Source organism: Nonomuraea sp. NPDC049028, assembly GCF_043197735.1.
Lineage (GTDB): Bacteria > Actinomycetota > Actinomycetes > Streptosporangiales > Streptosporangiaceae > Nonomuraea.
Genome location: NZ_JBICTR010000013.1, coordinates 1 through 20,101 on the forward strand (window position 1 = coordinate 1; position 20,101 = coordinate 20,101).

Below are 20,101 nucleotides of genomic sequence, written 5' to 3' on the forward strand. Positions count from 1 at the left end.
CTGTGGAAGGGCCTTCCCTCCTGGCGCGGGGCCAACTATCGCTCCCAGATGGGCCAACTATCGCCCCCATGGGCCAGCTAGCGCTCCCAACGTCACCAACCCCGATGGCCCACTGCCATGTCCGCTTCCATCTGGCGTGACGCACTTCCATCTGCAAGGCCGTCAGACAGCCGCCCACTCAGAGCGAAGCCGCCCTTGACGAATCAAATGAACGGTCTTTTAATTTGATCATGGGGCGTATCGCGGGCGTCACCGCCGCCGAGACGCGTGAACGGTTGCTGCGCGCGGCCGCCGAGGTGTTCGCCGAGCGCGGGTACGAAGGTACGCGCGTGGCGGACATCGCCGCGGCCGCCGGGGTGAGCAACGGCGCGTTGTACGCCCACTTCGGGTCGAAGGCCCAGCTGCTCGTGGCCGCGTTGCGCGCGCACGGGCCGCGGTTGCTGGCCGATCTGCTGGCCGCCGATCCGGACCGGTCTATCGCGGAGCTGCTCGTCGTGGTCGGTCGGCGGCTGCCGCGCAAGCGTGATGCCGGTGGCTATCTCATCGTCGAGGCCCTGGTCGCGGCCCGTCGTGATGAGGAGGTCGCGCAGCCGATGCGCGACTACATCGGCGAACGCGCCGACTGGCTGGCCGGGCTCGCCGGCATCGCCGAGGGTGATGGCGAGCTCGACCCCGCGCTGTCGGGGAACGCGCTCGCCCACTTCTGCCTCCTGCTCGCGATGGGTAGCGCGCTCATCACCCCGGACCTGCACGCGGTGGACGACGAGGAGTGGACCGCGTTGCTCACCCGCGTCGTCGCCGCCCTGGCCCCCATCAGCACCACCGCACAAGCCATCGGCGCCAGAGCGCAAGCCATCAGCACCAGAGCGCAAGCCGTCGACACCACGGCACAGACCATTGAGACCACAGCTCCAGAGGGGAGCACCACAGTGAAAGTGCGGATCGACTCCGAGCGCTGTCAGGGGCATGGTCGCTGCTACGACCTCGCCCCCGACCTGTTCGGCGAGGACGACGAGGGCTACGGGCAGGTGATCGGCGAGGGGATCGTGCCGCCGGACAACGAGCGCGCGGCGCGCCTGGCGGTGTCCAACTGTCCCGAACGAGCGATCGAGATCCTCTAGGAGGATAGATATGACCGTGGACGACCGCTTCAACCAGGAGTACCGGGGGACGCTGGAAGAGCCGCCCCCGGGCTCGCGTAACGAGGTCATCACCGGGCCCGTCTCGGACTGGGCGACTGACTTCTCCCACGCCGAGCCGGAGTGGGCTGCCGATCCGTACCCCATCCAGGACGAGCTGCGGCAGCGCTGCCCGATCGCGCACACCGAGCGGTTCGGCGGCGGGTGGCTGCCGACCCGCTACGAGGACGTCGCGGCCATCGCCTACGACACCGAGCACTTCTCGTCGCGGGCGATCATCATGAGCAACTTCCGGCCGCCCGTCGAGCTGGCCCCCGTGGGCACCGCGCCGCCGATCTCCTCCGACCCGCCCTTCCACCACCACGCGCGCAAGCTGTTGCTGCCGGCGTTCACCAAGTCGGCGGTGGCCAAGCGGGAGGCGGGCACCAGGGCGTACTGCCACGCGCTCATCGACGCGATGGAGGGGCAGGACGTCGTCGACGCCGCCGTCGACTACGCCCAGCACATCCCGATGCGGGTCATCGCCGAGATGCTCGGCTTCCCGCCCGAGGACGGGGCGCAGTTCCGGGTGTTCGTCGAGAACGCGCTCGAAGGCATCAACCTGCCGCCGGAGGAACGTTTCGCCCGTTCGCAGCAGCTGTTCGACTACCTGCTCGTGCAGATCCGTGAGCATGTCGAGCACCCGCGCGACGACCTCACCAGCTACCTGATCGACGCCGAGCTCGACGGCAACAAGCTCGAGCCGTCGCACGTGGCGGGCACGATGGCGCTGCTGCTCATCGCCGGCATCGACACGACCTGGAGCGCGATCGGCGCGTCATTGTGGCACCTGGCGAAGACGCCCGCCGACCGCGAGCGGCTGGTCGCCGAGCCGGAGCTGCTGCCGACCGCGATGGAGGAGTTCCTGCGGGCGTACGCGCCGGTCACGATGGCCCGGCTGGTCAAGCAGGACATGCACTGGCGCGGCGGCGACATGAAGGCCGACGATTGGATCCTGCTGTCGTTCCCGGCGGCCAACCGTGATCCGGCGCAGTTCGACCGGGCTGACGAGGTCGTCATCGACCGGGAGGTCAACCGGCACGTCGCGTTCGGCCTGGGCATTCATCGCTGTGTGGGCTCGCATCTGGCGCGCATGGAGCTGCGGGTCGCGCTCGAGGTGTGGCTGGAGCGGTTCCCGGACTTCAGTCTGGCCGACCCGGACGCGGTGACCTGGGCCGCCGGTCAGGTCCGCGGGCCGCGCACCCTCCCGATCCGCGTCGGCTGACCTCCGTCCCGGTACGCCCTGCCTGACCGCTAACACGTGAAGGGCGTAAGGGGACGGGTCATCGCGACGCCGTCCGCCGGGTTGTCGTGTACGTACTTCGTCGCGACGATCTCGGCGGGCGCCGCTCCGCGCTCGACCCAGCTCACGATCGGGGTCAGCGTGTCGAAGACGTTCGGGCCGGGGCCGCCGCCGCAGTGGGCCATGCCGGGGACCATGAACAGCCGGGCGAACTCCCGCGTCCGCGCGACCGCCGTGCTGCCCGGCTGACGCTCACCGGAGGTGGCGCGAACCACCTGACCGTAGTAGTCGATGGTGTCGTGGGCGGAGACGACCGGATCGGCCCAGCCCGTGTACATGAGGAGCTTGCCGCCGCTCCGCCGGAACGGCCTGAGGTCCGGGTCGGTGGCGTTGATGATCGGGCCGAGCTTCTTCTCGGCCAGGCGCAGGTCGCGGTGGAAGTCGAAGGTCCACCAGTTCCAGTTCGGATCGTTGAAGACCCAGTAGCGCCAGAAGTTCGCCCGCGCCGGCTCGGCGGCGCCCCAGTACGAGCTCCAGCCCACCCGCACGGTGCCCGACGCGTCCACCACGGGGGCTTCGCTGCCCACCGGCCAACCGGGGTAGATCTGCTCGCCGGTACGCGGGTCGCGGGCGCCCGCGTACATCTCCCGCAACGCCTGCACCTGGCGCTTCGTCAGACAGGTGGGAGCGTCGCCTGCGGGACAGCGGAGCGAGGCGGGATCGAAGGAGCAGCGTCGCGGATCGGTGAGGAAGTCGTCGGTCGCCAGGCCGCCGTCTTTGCCCCGGCACCGCTTGACGGCCGCGTTCGTCAGCAGCGGCAGCTTGGCCGCCGGGACGATCGGGTCAGGGACGCCTCCCGGGGTGTGATTGCGGAGGAACTGCCAGAGGAAACCGGCGTTGAGCGCGACGCGGTTGTTGCCCGGGGCGCCGGCCACGATGCCGTCGAAGTCGTCCGGGTAGCGCTGGGCCTCCATCAGCGCCTGGTGGCCGCCGGTGGAGCAGCCGATGAAGTAGGAGTAGCGCGGCTTGGCGCCGGTGTACGCCTCGACGATCGGTTTGGCGTTGACGATCGTCTCGTGGACCGCGCGGTGGCCCCAGTCGACGATGATCTCCGGATTGGCGGCGCCCTGGACGAACACGTCCGGGTCGTCACCGGTGTGCCCGGTGTCGGTGCCGACGGTGGCGTACCCGGCCGCCAGCGCGGGGCCGCCCATGGACGGGAAGTCGATGGCCGAGCTGTATCCGCCGTTGCCGAACATCAGCAGCCGCTGGTTCCACCCCTGCTCAGGGATCCACACCTCGAAGCCGATGTTGGAGTTCGGCACCGGCTTGGCGACGCCGTGGACGCGGCAGAAGGCGGGTACGGACGGCAGGACACGGCCGTCGGGAGCGGTGTGCCTGCCCGCCGGGACCGATTCGGCGAGGGTGACGGTCGCGTGGGGGAGCGTCATGGCGGTCAGGCTCTCGCACGTGCCGCTCTCGGTCACCGCAGCGGCGGATGGCTGCGCGTTCAGGGGGATCGCCATCGACAGTACGGTGGCGAATACGGCCAAAGGTCTCCAAAGGTGGATCATTGGCCGTCCTTCCCCGTGAGCGTGCCGAGCCGGATCTCGGTGCCGCCGGATCCCACGCGCAGGTGGACCCGGCCCGCCGGGGCGTCGGAGTCGATCTCGGGATAATCGTCGCTGGACACGGTCACGCGGAGGCTGTGGCCGGCGCTCAGCCGGTAGTGGGTCGGCCAGGTGCGGATCTCCAGGTCATACGTCTTGCCCGGCCGGACGGGGACGGCGCGTTCGTGTGCGAACCGGTGGCTCGCCTTCAGCCAGCCCTGGGTGATGCGGACGGCCGTACCGTCGGGGGCGACGTCCTCGACCACGACCGCGATGTTGCCGTCGGTGGCGCTGAAGGCGGCGCGTACCTTCGCGTTGACGTCGCCGGCCAGGACAGTGTCCTGCTGATAGGGCCGTGTCTGGAAGGTGAGCCGCTCGTCCGGGGTCGCGGGGGTCGTCTCGGTGTTGACGGTGAAGGCGAGGGTGGCCGGCTTGGTCGATCCGGTCGTCAGTGTGCCGTCGGCGCTCAGGCCGAGCCGGGTCTGCCGGGTGCCGGGAGGGGGCCAGGTGGCGAACTGCTGCCAGCCGGTGCCCGGCACCTGATAGGAGGTCACCTTGGCGGCGGGCAGTGGCGCGTCGGCGCGGCCGCCGAGCCAGTGGTCCCACCAGGCGAGATAGGCGCCGTTGCCGATGTCGGCGGGCTGGCCCGACGGCCAGCCGTGCTGCCAGGGGCCGGCGACCAGCCAGACGTTCTTCGGGCGGGCCTGGAAGTTCGCCACCATGGCGGCCCGGTATCTGTCGTACCAACCGGCGATCTCCAGAACCGGGACGTCCAGGTTCTTCCAGCGGGCCTTGACGCTGCGCTCTCGCCAGTAGTCGTCGTACAGCGGGTGCTCGGCGTAGGTGACCAGGGTGTCGGGCGCTACGGCGCGCTGCCAGTCCCGGATCCTGGCCGAGTAGATGCCGCCTCGGTAGATGGTGTTCTCGTACCAGTCGCTGATTCCGTCGACGGGGATGATCGCGGCGAGGTGGGGCGGCTTGTTCACCGCGACCAGGAGGGAGGAGTGGCCGCCGTAGCTGACGCCGGTCTGCCCGATCTTGCCGGTGGACCAGGGCTGGGCCGCCAGCCACTCGATGAGGTCGTAGTTGTCGCGTTGTTCCTGCGCGCTGAACGGGTCGAGGCGCCCGGGTGAGGCGCCCGTGCCGCGGGCGTTGCATACGGCGGCGGCATAGCCGCGGGTGACGAAGAAGGCCGCCGCCTGGCCCTGTGGCTGCAACTGGTCGTAGGCGTTGTAGTCGTAAACGATGCCGGGGAAGCGGCCGTCGGCGGGCTTGCCGTCGGGGCCGGCGGGCCGATGCAGGTCGCAGGCCAGGTGGCTGCCGTCGCGCAGGGGCACCGAGACCCGCTCGGTGTGCACGCCGTACGCGGCGGCCCGGTCGTAGGAGAAGAAGGGATCCCGGGGCAGCACGGTGTCGGCGTGTGCGGGGGTGGGCGTTGCCAAGAGGGCGGAGAGGGTGGACAAGGCGGCGGCGATTCTGCCGTACTTCATGAGGGGGGTGCTCCTCGCGCGGTCAGAGGGAGATGGCGCCGGTCAGGAGCGCGGCCACGGTCATGACCAGGGTGGTGGCGAACGCCCAGCCGAAGATGAAGCGCTGGTGCTGGCCGAGTTGTACGCCGCTCATCCCGACCAGGATGAACGTCGCGGCGGTGAGCGGGCTGAGCGGGAAGCCGGTGGTCATCTGGCCGAGGATGGCGGCCCTGGCGACCTCGGCGGACTCGATGCCGAAGCCGCCGGCGGTCTGGGCGAGCACGGGCAGTACGCCGAAGTAGTAGGCGTCGGGGGTGAAGACCAGGCTGAGCGGCATGCCGGTGATCGCGACCAGCACCGGCAGGTGGCCGCCGAAGGAGTCGGGGATGATGTTGACGAACGCGGTCGCCATCTCGTTGATCATCTTGGTCCCGGTGAGGATTCCGGTGAAGACCCCGGCGGCGAAGATCATCGTGGTGACCAGGACGACGCTCTTGGCGTGCCTGTCGAGCAGTTCCTGCTGCTTCTCCCAGGAGGGGTGGTTGACCAGCGCGGCGATCGCGAACCCGACCACGAACAGCACCGGAAGCGGCATGACCTGCAGAATGAGCCCGACGAGCAGCGCGACGGTCAGCGCCAGGTTGAAGACGGTCAGGGCCGGGTGCCGGCGCGGCGGGGCGAGGGGCGTCCCCGGCCCGTCTCCGGCGACGAACTCGGCCGCGCGCTCCGACGAAGGCTCCGACGAGGACCCCCGCGAGGGGTCCGGCGAGGGCTCGGGCAGGGAGACCGTGCCGAGGCGACGGCGTTCGCGCAGGCCGATCAGGTACGACGCCACCAGCACCCAGACGATGCCGATGACCATCGCGGGCAGAACCGGGGTGAACACCTGCGAGCTGTCCAGCTTCAGCACCGCCATCGCCCGCGCGGTGGGGCCACCCCAGGGGATCATGTTCATCACACCGGCGCCCAGGCAGACGACGCCGGTGAGCACCAGAGGGCTCATCCGCAGCCGTTTGTAGACGGGCAGCAGGGCCGAGACGGTGATGAGGAAGGTCGAGGCGCCGTCGCCGTCCAGGGCCACGCACATCGTGATGACGGCCGTGCCGACGGCGATCCGCAGCGGGTCGTCCTTGGCCAGGCGCAGGATGCCGCGGATCAGCGGGTCGAACAGCCCTGTGTCGATCATCAGGCTGAAGTACAGGACCGCGAAAGCGATCATGATGCCGGTGGGCGCCACCTTGCCCAGCCCGGCGAGGATCATCGGGCCCATCTCGGCGCCGAAACCGCCGGCAAGCGCCGTCAACACCGGGACCAGCACCAACGCGGTGAGGACCGACACGCGCCTGGTCATGGTGAGCACCAGGAACAGGCCGATGGTGAGAAAGCCGAGGAGCGCGATCATCGAGGTCCTTTCGGAGGGTTACGGAGAAGTTTCCGAGCGCTGACCTTTCACGTCCACCATCAAAAGTGGATTTATCCATGCGGTATGTGCATAGGTTGGCTCCATGGACGCTACTCTCCGGCAACTCGCCGCCTATGTCGCCGTGGCCAGGGCGGCGAGCTTCACCGCCGCGGCGGCGCACCTGCACGTCTCGCAGTCGACGTTGAGCCGCGCCGTCGCCGACCTGGAGCGGGTGCTCGACGCCCGCCTGCTGGAGCGCGACACCCGCAACGTCCAGCTCACCGCGGCGGGCCTGGAGACCCTGCGGGTGGCCGAGCAGATCGTCGGCGCCCACGAGTCGGGAATGAAGGAGCTGCGGCGCTACCTGCTCGGCGAGTCGGGCGTGGTGGCCGTGGCCACGCTGCCCTCGGTCGCGGCGGTGCTGCTGCCGCGCATGATCTCCGCCTTCCGGCGGCAGCGGCCGCAGGTGGCGGTCCGCATCATGGACGGGCTCGAACGGGCCGTGCTCGGCAGGGTGCTGTCGGGTGACGCCGACTTCGCGATCACCACGGTGGGCGCGTCGCCGGATCGCCTCGACCATCGTCCGCTGATCCGCGATCAGTTCCACGCCGTACTGCCCGAGGGGCACCCGCTCGCCGAGCGTGACGAGGTCACCTGGGAGGAGCTGGCCGCCGAGCCGTTCCTGGCCGTCGGGCCGCAGTCCAGTGTCCGCAGGCTCACCGACGCGGCGTTCGCCCAGGCGGGCGCCGCGGTGACGCCCGCGGCGGAGGCGAGCAACGTGGCGACGGTGGGCGGCCTGGTCGCCGCCGGTCTCGGCGTGTCGGCGATGCCCGCTCTGGTGCTGCCCCTCCTGGGTCCGGGGCACGTCGTGCACCGCCGGTTGACCGGGCCCGTGGTGGAGCGGCGCCTGGACGTCGTGGTCCGGGCGCGGCGAACCCTGCCGCTCGCGGCGGCCGCGTTCCTGGACGTGCTCGAAGAGTTCCGTACGGAGCTGCCGCCGGGCGTCTCCTGGATGGGTTAATGCGTAAATAGCATGAATTTATCGACTTCTTGTGCTGGACCCGCATTTCTCGCCTTGGGCAGGATGACAGCACCGGACAGTGCGAAGGAGCTCATGCGTGGCGACCGAACAGGCGACGGAACAGGCGACGGAACAGGCGAGCGACCAGGCGACCGAACAGCAGCACGGCCAGGGGCAGTTGCGTGGTCTGAAAGTGGTGGAGTTCGCCCATGTGGTCGCCGGGCCGCTGGCCGGCTCCATGCTCGCCGACCAGGGCGCCGACGTGATCCACGTCGAACCCCCCGGCGTCGGTGACGCCGCCCGCGCCATGGGCCCCACGCGCGACGGCGTACCGCTGTGGTTCAAGGTCGCGGGCCGGAACAAGCGCTCCGTCACCCTGGACCTGCACGACCCCGACGGCCGGCAGGTGGCGCACCGGCTCGTGGCCTGGGCCGACGTCGTGATCGTCACGCTGCGCCCCGGCCGGCTGCGGGCCTGGGAGCTGGACTGGGAGGCCGTGCACCGGATCAACCCCAAGGCGGTCCTGCTGCAGATCTCCGGGTTCGGCGCGACGTCCTCGCGGGCCGACGCGCCGGGCTTCGGCAAGGTCGGCGAGGCCAGGAGCGGTGTGGTGCACCTGACCGGCTTTCCCGACGGGCCGCCCGTGCACACCGGGTTCTCCCACGGCGACGCCGTGACCGGGCTGATGGGCGCGTACGCCGTGCTCGCCGCCCTGCACCGGCGGGCCAACGACCCCGCCTTCGACGGCGAGTGGATCGACCTGGCCCTGTTCGAGCCGCTGTTCCGGCTGGTCGAATGGCAGGTCATTACGCATGACCAGCTCGGTGTCGTACCCGGCAGGTCCGGCAACCAGCTGGCCGTCGCACCGGCCGCGGTCATCAACACCTACCTGTCCGGAGACGGCGACTGGATCACCGTGACCTCCGCGACCCTCCGCTCGGTCCTGAACGTCGTCCGGCTCCTGGGCCTGCCCGAGGAGGAGTACGCCACGACGCAGCGGCAACTCGCCGGCCGGGAACGGCTGGACCAGGGACTGCGCGAATGGGTGGCCGCGCGCGGGGCCGCCGAGTGCCTGGAGGCGTTCGCGGAGGCCGAGGTGGTGGCCTCTCGCGTCTTCACCGCCGAGGACATCGCCGGTGATCCCGTGTACGCCGAACGCGGCGACATCATCACCGTCGACGACCCCGACCTCGGGCCGGTCCGCATGCAGGCCGCCCTCCCGCACTTCCACCAGCAACCCGGACACGTCTGGCGCACCGGACCCGCGCTCGGGCAGGACAACGCCCTCGTCTACCGGCAGTGGCTCGGGCTCGGCGCCGACCAGCTCGCGGATCTGGAGAAGCGCGGTGTCATCTGATCGGCCGCCGCTGCGCTCCCTGCTCTTCGTCCCCGGCACCCGTACCGAATGGCTGGCCAAGGCGGCGGCCGCCGGAGCCGACGCGGCCATCCTCGACCTGGAGGACGCCGTCCCGCAGGCCGGCAAGGCCGCGGCCCGCGCGCGCGTGGCCGAGGCCGTCGCCGGCGCGACGGGCGACATGGCGCTCTTCGTCCGGATCAACCCCCTCGACGGCTGGGCGTCCGCCGAGGACCTGCGCGCCATCACGCACGCCCGTCTGGCCGGGGTGGTCCTGCCCAAGGTCGCGGACGAAGGGGACGTACGCCTGGCCGACCGGCTGCTGAGCTGGTGCGAGCGCGAACACGGCCTGCCCGAGGGGCACATCGCCCTCGTGCCGCTGCTGGAGAGCGCCGGCGCGCTGCGTGCGGCGTACGACATCGGCCGGGCCGCGCCGCGCATCGCCTACCTGGGCGCGGTCACCGGCAAGGGGGGCGACGTCGAGCGGGCGGTCGGCTACCGCTGGAGCCCTGAGGGCACCGAGACCCTGGCGCTGCGCTCCCGTGTCCTGCTGGACGTGCGGGCGGCGGGCGCGCCCTGCCCGATCGCGGGCCTCTGGACGAACATCGCCGACCTCGACGGACTGCGGGCGTTCGCCGAGCAGAACCGCTCCCTGGGGTACGAGGGCATGATGGCGATCCATCCCGCCCACGTCCCCGTGATCAACGAGGTCTTCTCGCCCACCCCGGATGAGCTCGCCCGCTACGCGCGGATGATCGCCGCCGTGGAGGAGGCACAGGGGCACGGCGCCGGGGCCATCACCTTCGAGGGGGAGATGGTGGACGAGGCCATGGCCACCCGGGCGCGGTTCGCTCTTGATACATACGGAAAGGATCCAGAAACTTTCGGAACCTCTCAGCGGCCGTAGAGGGCGGTGCTCCCTCGCACCACGAGTTCGGTGGCGAGCTCGATCCGGTTCTGCGGCACCGGCTCGCCGTGCGTGAGCGCCACCAGCATCCTGGTGGCCGCGGCGGCCATCTCGGTGAGCGGCTGGCGGATCGTGGTCAGCGGCGGGATGGCCCACCGCATCGGCGGGAGGTCGTCGAAGCCGATCACGCTCAGGTCATCGGGGATGCGTAGTCCCCGCTCGTAGGCCGCCCCGTAGACGCCCGTGGCCTGCCCGTCGTTGCAGGCGAAGATCGCGGTGGGCGGGTCGGGCAGCCGCAGCAGCCGATGGGCCATGGCCAGGCCGCCCTCGACCAGGAAGTCTCCCGCGCAGATCAGGTCCGGGTCGACGGGCACGCCGGCCATGTCCAGCGCCGCGCGGTAGCCGTCGAGGCGGGCCCGGCTGGACAGCGCGTAGTCGGGGCCGGTGATGATGCCGATCCGCCGGTGGCCGAGCTGGAGCAGGTGGCGGGTCGCCGAGAGGCCGCCGTTCCAGTTGCCGGCGCCCACCGAGGGCACCTGGTGGCCGGGCTCGCCGCTCGGGTCCAGCAGGACCAGCGGGATGTCACGGCTGGCCAGCTGGTGGCACTGCGCGTCGGTCAGGCTGCTGAACACCGCGATGACACCACTGGGCCGGCGTCTCATCACACCCTCGATCCAGCTCCGGCCCGGTACGTGGTGGTGCTGCAGCTGGGAGAGCACCAGCGCCAGGTCGTGCTCCTGCGCCACCCGCTCGACGCCCTTGATGATCTCTATCGGGTAGTCGCCCTCCAGCGCGTGGAAGACCAGCTCCACCAGGGCGGCGGGGCTGTCGCGCCGCCTCTGCCGCCGGTAGCCGTGCTCGCGGATGAGCCCCTCGACCAAGGCCCGGGTCTCCGGCGCGACCTCGGAACGGCCGTTCACCACTTTGGAGACCGTGGCCGTGGACACTCCGGCCAGCTCGGCGAGCTGCGCGATGGTCAGCGGCTGGTTGGGCGCGGGGCCGGCTGCGGTGCCGGCTGCGGTGCCGGATGCGGGCGGCTCCTGGGTCGCGGTCATGGGCGCAGTCTAACGCCACGCTTTCAGGCTCCTGTCCGACTGTTTCGGCAATCTTGCGACCAGATTATTGACGGGTTTCGCGTGAAGTGCCTAAAGTCCCCGATTAACGATCGGCCCTAGTTACGAAAATTTCAGGCGCCGCGACGAACTCCACTCCATGGGCGCGCCGCCGTCAGTCCCTACCAGCTCTTCAGCACCGACCCCCAGGGGAAGAGATCGCCGTGAAGCTCCGTATCGCAACATCGGCCGTGCTCGCCACGGCCCTCGCCCTGACCGCGGCCGCCTGTGGTGGCGGCGGTTCTCCGTCGCAACCGACGGGTGACGGCAAGTCGTTCGAGTTCTGGTCGTTCTCCGGGATCAACCAGAAAGCCGACGTCGATGTCTACCAGAAACAGAACCCGGGCATCCAGGTGAAGCTGACCGAAGTGGGCGGCTCGGTGGAGACGGCGCAGGCGCTGACCACGGCGCTGGCCGGCGGCAAGGTGCCCGACCTGGTGCTGATCCAGGGCGACGATCTGCCCAAGTTCGTGCAGCAGCCGCAGAACTTCTATGACCTGCGGCAACTGGGCGCCGACAAGATCAAGGGCGACTATCTGGACTGGGTGATGAGCCAGAGCACCGCCAAGGGTGGCGAGATCATCGGCATCCCGACGGACGTGGGCGGTATGGCCGTCGCCTACCGGACGGACCTGTTCAAGGCCGCAGGGCTGCCGACCGACCGTGAGGAGGTGGGCAAGCTCTGGCCCACCTGGGACGCCTTCATCGAGACCGGCAAGAAGTACACCGCGGCGACCAAGAAGGCGTTCGTCGACAACGCCGGGACCAGCGTGTTCCACCAGGCGGTCAACCAGGGGCCGCAGAAGTACTACGACCCGTCGGGCAACGTCGTCTACAGCACCAGCCCGCAGGTCAAGACGGCTTTCGACCTCGCTCTCAAGGCGGTGCAGGCGGGCATCACCGCCAAGCAGAGCTCCTTCTCCGATGGATGGAGCGCCGGCATTGGCAAGGACCAGTTCGCGGTGATCTCCGCGCCGTCCTGGTTGCTGGAACAGATCCGGAACAACGCGCCCGGTACGAAGGGCAAGTGGGACATCGCCACTATCCCGGGAGGCGCGGGCAACTGGGGCGGCAGCTACCTGGCCATCCCCAAGGGCGCCAAGAACCCCAAGGCCGCCTGGGACTACATCTCCAAGACCCAGTCCCCGCAGGGCCAGCTGGCGCACTTCGTCGTCACCGGCGCGCTGCCCACTACCCCGTCGGTCTACAAGGACCCCAAGCTCACCGCCCTGAAGGACCCGTTCTTCTCCGACGCCCCGACCGGGACGATCTACACCAACTCGCTGCTCGGGCTCAAGCCGTTCTACATCGGGCCGGACAGCTCCGCCATCGGCCAGGAGCTCCTGAACGCGATCACCAACGTCGAGCAGGGCAAGGGCGATCCGGCCAAGGCGTGGGACGCGGCGCTGGCCAACATCAAGACCGCCATCGGCAAGTAGGACGAGCGTGACGACGACCCTCAGCACCCGGCGGACGCAAGCGCCGCCCGCCGGGACGACCTCGGTGCGGCAGAGCATCACCGAACGCATCGCGCCGTACGCCTACATCGCGCCGTTCTTCCTGATCTTCGCGGTGTTCGGGCTGGTGCCGCTGCTCTTCACCTTCTACGTGGCGCTGTTCGACTGGAACCCCATCGGCGAGCACGTCTTCATCGGCTTGGACAACTTCACCCGTCTGTTCGCCGACACGCGGTTCTGGGACGCGGCCTGGAACACGATCAGCATCTGGCTGCTGTCCACTGTGCCGCAGTTGCTGCTGGCGCTGGGCCTGGCGCACCTGCTCAACCACGCCCGGCTCCGGCTGGCGGTGTTCTTCCGGATGTCGATGCTGGTGCCGTACATCACCTCGGTGGCGGCCACCACGATCGTCTTCTCCCAGATGTTCGACCGCGACTACGGCCTGCTCAACTGGCTGCTCGGGTTCGCCGGTGTGGAGCCGATCGACTTCAAGCAGTCGGTGTGGGGCAGCCACGTGCTGATCGCGGTCATGGTGACCTGGCGCTGGTTCGGCTACACCACGCTGCTCTACCTGGCATCCCTGCAGGCGATCCCGCGGGCGATCTACGAGGCGGCGGCCGTGGACGGCGCGGGCGGGTGGAAGCAGTTCCGCCACATCTCGATCCCGTCGCTGCGGCCGGTCATCGTGTTCACGATCGTGACCTCGACGATCGGCGGCCTGCAGATCTTCACCGAGCCGCTGCTCGTCTCCCGCCTCTCGCCGCTCACCTGCGGGCCGATCCGGCAATGCCAGACGCTGACGCTGTTCCTGTACGAGCAGGGCTTCGGCCAGTTCCAGTTCGGCTACGGCGCGGCCATCGGCGTGGCGCTGTTCGTGCTGGTGGTCGGGCTCGCGACGGTCAACTACGTTCTGTCCACCCGCATCCGCCCGGAGCGATGATGACCAAGACGATCCGGCGCTCGGGTGAGCGCGTCCGCTGGTGGACCTACGTCCTGCTGGGACTGGCCGTGTTCGCCTGCCTGTTCCCGCTGTACTGGATGTTCGTGGTGGCCACGACCGACACGGCGACCGCCACGCGGCTGCCGCCCGAGATCGCGCCCGGCGGCAACTTCTTCCATCTGGCCGGGCTGGTGTTCACGACGGTGCCGTTCGTCCGCTCGATCGTCAACAGCCTCATCGTGGCCGGTACGATCGCGGTCGGGCATGCCGTGCTGTGCTCGCTGGCCGGGTTCGCCTTCGCCAAGCTGCGCTTCCCCGGCCGCAACGTGCTGTTCCTGATCGTCGTGCTCACCATGACGGTACCGACACAGCTCGCCGTCATCCCGCAGTACATGATCATCTCTTCGCTGAACTGGGTGGACACGCTCCAGGCGCTCATCGTGCCCGGCCTGGCCAGCGCGTTCGGGATCTTCTGGATGCGCCAGCATCTGTCCACCACGATCAGTGACGAGATCCTCCAGGCCGCGCGCATCGACGGCGCCACCACCTGGCAGATCTTCTGGCGCATCGCGTTCCCGCTGGTGCGGCCGGCCGCGTTCGTGCTCGGCCTGCTCGGCTTCGTCACCGCCTGGAACGACTTCCTGTGGCCGTTCATCGTGCTGAAATCGCCGGAGATGTACACCGCGCAGATCGCCATCAAGGCACTGCAGAACAGTTACTCCATCGACCTGGGCCTCGCCATGTCGGGCTCGTTCCTGGCCACCCTCCCGCTGCTGGTGCTGTTCGTCTTCGTGGGCCGGCGCATGGTGGCCGGGATCATGGACGGCGCCTTCAAGGGCTGATCTTCTCTTGGAAAGGAACCGCTCAACGTGCGGATGTACGACAACCCGGTGATCGGCGGGTTCCACCCGGATCCCAGCGTGTGCCGGGTCGGCGAGGACTACTACCTCGTCTGTTCCAGCTTCGAGTACGTCCCCGGCGTCCCGATCTTCCACAGCCGCGACCTGGTGCACTGGCGGCAACTGGGCAATGTGCTCGACCGGCCGTCACAGCTGGAGCTGCCCCCTGAGGTGCCCGCCTCGGGCGGGATCTACGCGCCGACGATCCGCCACCACGACGGCCGGTTCTACCTGATCACGACGAACGTGAGCGGCCGGGGCAACTTCATCGTCACCGCCGAGCGCCCCGAAGGCCCGTGGTCGGACCCCGTCTGGATCGACCTGCCGGGCATCGACCCCGACCTGGCGTGGGACGAGGACGGCTCCTGCTGGTGCGCCTTCTCTGGTACGCAGGTCGCGCGCATCGACCCGGTGGCGGGCAAGGTCCTGGAGGGCCCGTATCCCGCCTGGTCAGGCGTCGGCATGAAATATCCGGAAGGCCCGCACCTCTACCAGGTGGGCGACTGGTGGTACCTGCTGATGTCCGAGGGCGGCACCGAGCGCGCCCACAGCGTCTCGATCGCCCGCGCCCGCTCGCCGCGCGGCCCGTTCGAGGCGGGCCCGGCCAACCCGATCCTGTCGCACCGCGGCACCGACCGGCCGATCCAGAGCACCGGCCACGCCGACCTGGTGGAGGCGGCCGACGGCAGCTGGTGGATGGTCCTGCTCGGCACCCGCCCGCGCGGCTACACGCCGGAGTTCCAGGTCCTCGGGCGGGAGACGTTCCTCACCCCGGTGGAATGGGTGGACGGCTGGCCCGTCGTCGGACCGGTCCTCGAACGCCATCCGGCGCCCGCCGCCTGGCATCCCCTGCCTGAAACGCCGCCGCGCGACGACTTCGACGCCGCCGCGCTGGCGCCGTACTGGATCTCACCGCGCAGCCGCCCGGACGGCTCCTGGTCGCTGACCGAGCGCCCCGGCCGGCTCACCCTGCACGCCACCGGCACCACGACGGACCGCCCGGGATGCACCTTCGTCGGCCGCCGGCAGCAGCACCACGACTGCCGCGTCACCGCCCTCCTGGAGCCGGGATCGGCCACGGCCGGGCTGTCCGTGCGCCTGGACGAGGCCCACCATTACGACCTGGAGGTACACGCGGGGTGGGCGCGCCTGATCGCGCGGATCGGCCCGGTGCGCCAGTGCGTGGCGGACCAGCCCGTACCTCCGGGGCCGGTCACCCTCGCCATCGACTTCCGTACGCGCGACCTCCTGCCGCCGTCCGTGACCACGCCCGCGTCTGCATCCGCGTCCGCGCCTGCCTCCGCTTCGGTGGACGCGGGCGTCGGTGAGCCGGTTGGCGTCGGCGCCCGTGGCCCGGACACCATCGCCTTCTCCGCCGGCGGCGTTCTGCTGGCCGAGCTGGACGGCCGCTACCTGTCCACGGAGGTGGCGACCGGCTTCACGGGGCGGGTCATCGGCATGTACGTCACGGACGGCAGCGCGAGCTTCGACTGGTTCGACTACCAGGCCGGCGATCACGAGGGACGGGTCAAGGCTTGAACAGCAATCGGTTCGGCGTGGAGAGCGGGTTGCCGTTGACCGCGAACTGGGTGGCCCAATTGATGATCAAGGCGTTGAGAACGCTGGACGACATCTCGCCGTACCGGTCCTTGATGAGGGCGGCCACCCCGGCCACCGTGGGGGCCGCCATCGACGTGCCGCTCAGAACGCTCGGGTAGATCCCGGCCAGCGGGACGGACGGGATGCCCACCCCTGGTGCGTACAGGTCGACGCAGGGTCCGAAGTTGCTGAACCAGGCCTTGGTGTCGTTGATGTCCGAGGCGGCCACGGTCAGCGTGTTCGGGGCGCTCGCCGGTGATCTGGTGCACGCGTCGGCGTTCTCGTTGCCGGCGGCGACCGAGACGAAGACGCCGGAGTTGGCGAGGGTGGTCACCGCGGTATTGAGTGCCACGGACTGGGGGCCGCCCAGCGAGAGGTTGGCCACGGCCGGGTGGATGGCGTGGGCGGTCACCCAGTCGATGCCGGCGATGATCGCCGAGGTCGACGTGTCACCGCTGCACTCGGGGAACACCTTGACCCCGCGCAGCCGCACCAGCTTCGCCACTCCCCAGGACTCGCTGCCCACCGTGCCGGACACGTGCGTGCCGTGGCCCTGGCAGTCGACTCCGTCGCCACCGAAAGCGTCGAACACGTTGATGGCGCGGTCGCCGAACTCGCCCTGGTCGGTCTGGATGCCGGTGTCGATCACATAGGCGCGAACCGACGCGCCGGTGTATCGGAATATGTACCGATTATTCAAGCCAAATCGCTGGTCGATGCGGTCGAGGTTCCACGGTGGGCTGAACTGCTGGTACCAAGGGAGTTCGGCTTCGGTGCTCGGCGCGGGGTCCAGTTTGACGGGCTTGTCCGTCTCGATCGCTATGACGTCCGGGTTGCCGCGAAGCAGGGCGACCTCTTCCGGGGTCAACGTGGCGGAGAAGCCGTTGACGGCGTGGTGATAGATATGGTTCGGCGAGATGTACGCCGGTATTTCGGCGCCTTCTTTCAACGTCACGATGTAATTGGCGGACGACGGGTGAGTGGCTCCGATGGCGTCGCCGTCGGTGGCCCGCGCCGGATGGAAGGCGACCGCCGGCGCGAGGGCCAGCAGCATGCCTGATATGCCCGATGCTAGATACTTTCTCACCAAGGTGCCCTTTCGAGTGCATGGGCGATGATCTCCTTAGTGCCATTTCTCCATTCGCGCATATAGCGATTCGCTCGCTTGGGTACGCGGAGTGAAAAGTGCTTTATCAGTGGGGTGTTTTACGGGGGATTGCTGAGGAAGGCCCGCGCGGGAAAAGGGCTCGATGTCCGGGTCGTCCGCGGGCTACCGTCGGAATGTCACGTCTACGGGGAGCCGCCCGATGACCAGCTCAGCCCCGCCCTGCCGTCTTTACGTGCTCGTCGCCACCGCCGCGCCCGTCGCGCTGATCATGCGTCGTGGCCCGGCCGGTTGGTGGCACCTGCTGGAGTGGGACCTGCGGCTGCGTGAAGTGAGATCCGGCGCCTGGTTTCGCGGGATGCTGTACCCGCGTCGATGCGACTTATCGCCTGACGGGCGGCTTCTCGGGTACTTCGCACTCGGGCACGGGGAGTCTCCGTGGGACACCTATTTCGCCGTGTCCAAGGCGCCGTGGCTCACCGCCCTCGCGGCCTGGCACACCGGCGGCACCTGGACCGGCGGCTGCGCGTTCGCCGCGGACAACCGGCTGACGATCTCCGCTTCGATGGCGAAGCGGCCTTTTCACGGCAGTTATCCGTACGGTGTGGTGGTGGAGGCCCTCAGCCTCGACTGGGCCTATCGGGATCTGCAGAACGAGTACAAACGCGGCTGGCGCCCCTTTGAGGGAGCGGCGCATGGGTTGCGCGCGGCCGTACTCATCGGGCGCGTCCAGCCGGGCGGCGACCGCGCCCTGGTGCTGGCGCACACCGGGACCGACTTCCAACGGCATGGGATCGAGGGCGTACAGGTCAGTTACCTGCGGGAGGAGGACGACGGCCGCCTCACGCCGTTACCCGAGGCGGCCTGGGCGGACTGGGATGGTGAGGGGCGGCTGCTCATGGCCACCCGGGACGGCGCCGTCAAGATCATTGAGCGGCGGTCCGGCGGGTGGACGCAGACCTGGTCCCACGACCTGCGCGACCTCACCCCGGACCCGACACCGTCCCCTTCCTGGGCCAGGGCCTGGTAGCCGCACCGCGCCACGCTGCGCGGATCGGGGTGCTGAGCGCGGTCTCCCGTCGCGGCGGGGGACCGCGCTCAGGGTTCGGACGTCAGATGGAGATCCGACCGGCGCCGGTCATGTTCGATCTTCGTCTACCGGTAGGTGATGTCCGAACTGGAGTAGATACAGTTGACGCCGTCGGCGCCGCTGCCGATCTTGGTGGGTTCGCCGCTGGTCACGCCCTTGTACTTCTCGCAGATCACGATCTTCTTGCCGGAGTCGCCGACGATCGTGATGCCGGAGAACCTGGCGGTGTCGCCGTAGTTGGTGTTGATGCCGGCCAGCGTCTTGCCCGAGTACGTGGCGGTGACGTTGGAGATGACGACGTGGCGCGCGTACTGCTTGGAGCAGTTTCCGCAGGAGCGGTAGAGCTTGCCGAAGTTCGTCACCTGGAAGTTCCTGATGTACATGGTGCCGGGGCCGTTGTGCTGGAAGACCTTGTCGCTGGCCGCCTTGGCGCCGCCGCCGTCGATCGTCATCGTCTGGGACGACGAGGTGCCCTTGAAGGTGGCGGCGTCCTCGCCGACGTCCTCCCACCAGACGTTCTGGAGGGTGCAGGTGCCCGTGCAGTGGATGCCGTCGGCCGCGGGGGAGCCGATGATGACGTTCTTCAGCACCGCGCCGTTGGCGAGCTTGAAGATCGGGCTCTGGCCCTCTTCCTGGCCGCCGCTGCCCAGGTCTCCGATGCCGTAGTAGCGGATCATCTTGCCGTCGACCGTGCCGGATACGTTGATCGTCGCACCGACGCCCTGCTGGCCGCTCGGTGTCGGCCAGGCCGCGGCGGATGCCGACGGCCCGCTGGCGATGCCGCCGGCCAAGGCCAGCGCGGCGGCCGCTACCGCCACTATCCGAGCCGGGATCGTCTTTCTCACGATTGCCTCCCTGCGGATGCCTTCGCCTGTCGTACGCGTATGTGAACGAAAGACAGGTGAGTGAATGACCGTCAATGTAGGAAAGCGCTTTCCGGTCGTCAACGAAGACGCGATCTCCGGCGTCCGGCGAGAAGGCGTCGTGGCTGGCCAGAGCATGACAAGGCTGTTTGCTGGGAGTGAAACTTTCAGTTCTGCCGCGGTGGTTCCAGTAGGTCCGCCAGCGAGGACCTCATCGCCGCGACCAGGTCCCGCCGCGGGTTGATGAGCCACTGGAGTTGAAGCCCGTCCCACAGGGCCACCAGGGACTCGGCGATACCCTCGGGGGCCCGGCTGTTGGAAACGCGGCCCGCGTCCTGGTCCCGGCGGATGGCGACCGCCAGCGTCTCGATCAATCTGTCGTACCTGTCGCGAAACCACTCATGCGCCGGATGGTCCGCAGCCGACGACTCCGCGGCCATGAGAGCGAGCAGCCTCAGCATCTCGGGGCGTTCGAGGTTCCGGCGAACGTACTGAAGCACGGCGTACGCCACACCCTGCTCCCGGCAGTCCGTGGTGAAGGAGCCGGCGTGCGCGGAATCGGCGTTCTCGAGTACGGCCACGAGAAGCGCGCTCTTGCTGGGGAAGTGATGGACGACGCTGGTCAGGCTGAGGTCCAGCTGCTTCGCGATCTCCCGCAACGACCCGCCTCGGTAGCCGCGGGCCGAGAAGACGGACGTCGCGGAGGCGACGATCTCGGCCTGGCGGCGCGCGCTCTTGGCATAGGGGCCCCGCCGCGTGCCGGGTCGGCTCGCCGTCTCTTCGGTCATGCGATCAACCCTATGGGCCCTGCGCCCGTTGCAGGGGGAATTCTCACAACCAAATTATGGCAAC

17 protein-coding genes are annotated in these 20,101 nt (G+C 69.3%); 10 read left to right on the forward strand and 7 right to left on the reverse strand.

Annotated elements, in window-relative coordinates; all coding sequences use genetic code 11:
• Positions 1-230: 230 nt before the first annotated feature.
• Both ACGFJ2_RS43545 and ACGFJ2_RS43550 read left to right on the forward strand, forming a co-directional pair.
• Positions 231-1,121, forward strand: coding sequence for a TetR family transcriptional regulator (locus ACGFJ2_RS43545; RefSeq protein WP_357954258.1), 891 nt, complete (start codon positions 231-233; stop codon positions 1,119-1,121).
• A gap of 10 nt (positions 1,122-1,131) precedes the next feature.
• On the forward strand, positions 1,132-2,403 hold the full coding sequence (locus ACGFJ2_RS43550) for a cytochrome P450 (RefSeq protein WP_393478540.1): 1,272 nt from the start codon (positions 1,132-1,134) through the stop codon (positions 2,401-2,403).
• Between the two features lie 29 nt (positions 2,404-2,432).
• On the opposite strand, the gene ACGFJ2_RS43555 is transcribed toward ACGFJ2_RS43550, so the two are convergent.
• The 3 genes from ACGFJ2_RS43555 to ACGFJ2_RS43565 are packed head-to-tail and all read right to left on the reverse strand — an operon-like array spanning position 2,433 to position 6,902.
• Positions 2,433-3,947: a tannase/feruloyl esterase family alpha/beta hydrolase gene (locus ACGFJ2_RS43555; RefSeq protein ID WP_393478542.1), complete on the reverse strand. Its 1,515-nt coding sequence runs from the start codon at positions 3,945-3,947 to the stop codon at positions 2,433-2,435.
• A gap of 44 nt (positions 3,948-3,991) precedes the next feature.
• Complete coding sequence (locus ACGFJ2_RS43560; protein ID WP_393478545.1) at positions 3,992-5,521, reverse strand: CocE/NonD family hydrolase; 1,530 nt, start codon at positions 5,519-5,521, stop codon at positions 3,992-3,994.
• Positions 5,522-5,543: 22 nt separating this feature from the next.
• Positions 5,544-6,902 (reverse strand): CitMHS family transporter, encoded by a 1,359-nt coding sequence (locus tag ACGFJ2_RS43565; protein ID WP_393478547.1) that lies wholly within the window; start codon positions 6,900-6,902, stop codon positions 5,544-5,546.
• Between the two features lie 103 nt (positions 6,903-7,005).
• Here ACGFJ2_RS43565 and ACGFJ2_RS43570 point away from each other — a divergent pair, with 103 nt between their 5' ends.
• From ACGFJ2_RS43570 to ACGFJ2_RS43580, 3 genes are all read left to right on the forward strand, one after another.
• Positions 7,006-7,923 (forward strand): LysR substrate-binding domain-containing protein, encoded by a 918-nt coding sequence (locus ACGFJ2_RS43570; RefSeq protein ID WP_393478550.1) that lies wholly within the window; start codon positions 7,006-7,008, stop codon positions 7,921-7,923.
• Positions 7,924-8,020: 97 nt separating this feature from the next.
• A complete protein-coding gene (locus tag ACGFJ2_RS43575) occupies positions 8,021-9,280 on the forward strand; it encodes a CoA transferase (protein WP_357954247.1) in 1,260 nt (419 codons plus the stop codon).
• A complete protein-coding gene (locus ACGFJ2_RS43580) occupies positions 9,270-10,184 on the forward strand; it encodes a CoA ester lyase (protein ID WP_357954245.1) in 915 nt (304 codons plus the stop codon). The genes ACGFJ2_RS43575 and ACGFJ2_RS43580 overlap by 11 nt, the downstream gene beginning before the upstream one ends.
• Here the strand turns inward: ACGFJ2_RS43580 and ACGFJ2_RS43585 are convergent.
• Positions 10,172-11,239, reverse strand: coding sequence for a LacI family DNA-binding transcriptional regulator (locus ACGFJ2_RS43585; protein ID WP_393478554.1), 1,068 nt, complete (start codon positions 11,237-11,239; stop codon positions 10,172-10,174). The genes ACGFJ2_RS43580 and ACGFJ2_RS43585 overlap by 13 nt on opposite strands.
• A gap of 221 nt (positions 11,240-11,460) precedes the next feature.
• Between ACGFJ2_RS43585 and ACGFJ2_RS43590 the strand changes: the two genes are divergently transcribed.
• From ACGFJ2_RS43590 to ACGFJ2_RS43605, 4 genes are read left to right on the forward strand one after another with little or no spacing between them, the layout of a single operon-like run.
• On the forward strand, positions 11,461-12,735 hold the full coding sequence (locus ACGFJ2_RS43590) for an extracellular solute-binding protein (protein ID WP_357954240.1): 1,275 nt from the start codon (positions 11,461-11,463) through the stop codon (positions 12,733-12,735).
• 7 nt (positions 12,736-12,742) lie between these two features.
• Entirely contained in the window at positions 12,743-13,693 is a 951-nt protein-coding gene (locus tag ACGFJ2_RS43595) for a carbohydrate ABC transporter permease (RefSeq protein WP_393478557.1), read from the forward strand.
• On the forward strand, positions 13,690-14,535 hold the full coding sequence (locus ACGFJ2_RS43600) for a carbohydrate ABC transporter permease (protein ID WP_357954236.1): 846 nt from the start codon (positions 13,690-13,692) through the stop codon (positions 14,533-14,535). Before ACGFJ2_RS43595 ends, ACGFJ2_RS43600 begins: the two co-directional genes overlap by 4 nt.
• A 33-nt stretch (positions 14,536-14,568) precedes the next feature.
• Positions 14,569-16,131: a glycoside hydrolase family 43 protein gene (locus ACGFJ2_RS43605; protein WP_393479267.1), complete on the forward strand. Its 1,563-nt coding sequence runs from the start codon at positions 14,569-14,571 to the stop codon at positions 16,129-16,131.
• On the opposite strand, the gene ACGFJ2_RS43610 is transcribed toward ACGFJ2_RS43605, so the two are convergent.
• Positions 16,121-17,245: a S8 family peptidase gene (locus tag ACGFJ2_RS43610; RefSeq protein WP_393478559.1), complete on the reverse strand. Its 1,125-nt coding sequence runs from the start codon at positions 17,243-17,245 to the stop codon at positions 16,121-16,123. The genes ACGFJ2_RS43605 and ACGFJ2_RS43610 overlap by 11 nt on opposite strands.
• A gap of 253 nt (positions 17,246-17,498) precedes the next feature.
• Here ACGFJ2_RS43610 and ACGFJ2_RS43615 point away from each other — a divergent pair, with 253 nt between their 5' ends.
• Entirely contained in the window at positions 17,499-18,326 is an 828-nt protein-coding gene (locus ACGFJ2_RS43615; RefSeq protein ID WP_357954233.1) for a hypothetical protein, read from the forward strand.
• 125 nt (positions 18,327-18,451) lie between these two features.
• Here ACGFJ2_RS43615 and ACGFJ2_RS43620 read toward each other — a convergent pair whose 3' ends face one another.
• Together ACGFJ2_RS43620 and ACGFJ2_RS43625 are read right to left on the reverse strand one after the other, a co-directional pair.
• A complete protein-coding gene (locus tag ACGFJ2_RS43620; protein WP_357954231.1) occupies positions 18,452-19,231 on the reverse strand; it encodes a pectate lyase in 780 nt (259 codons plus the stop codon).
• 185 nt (positions 19,232-19,416) lie between these two features.
• Entirely contained in the window at positions 19,417-20,037 is a 621-nt protein-coding gene (locus ACGFJ2_RS43625) for a TetR/AcrR family transcriptional regulator (protein ID WP_357954229.1), read from the reverse strand.
• Between the last annotated feature and the right edge of the window lie 64 nt (positions 20,038-20,101).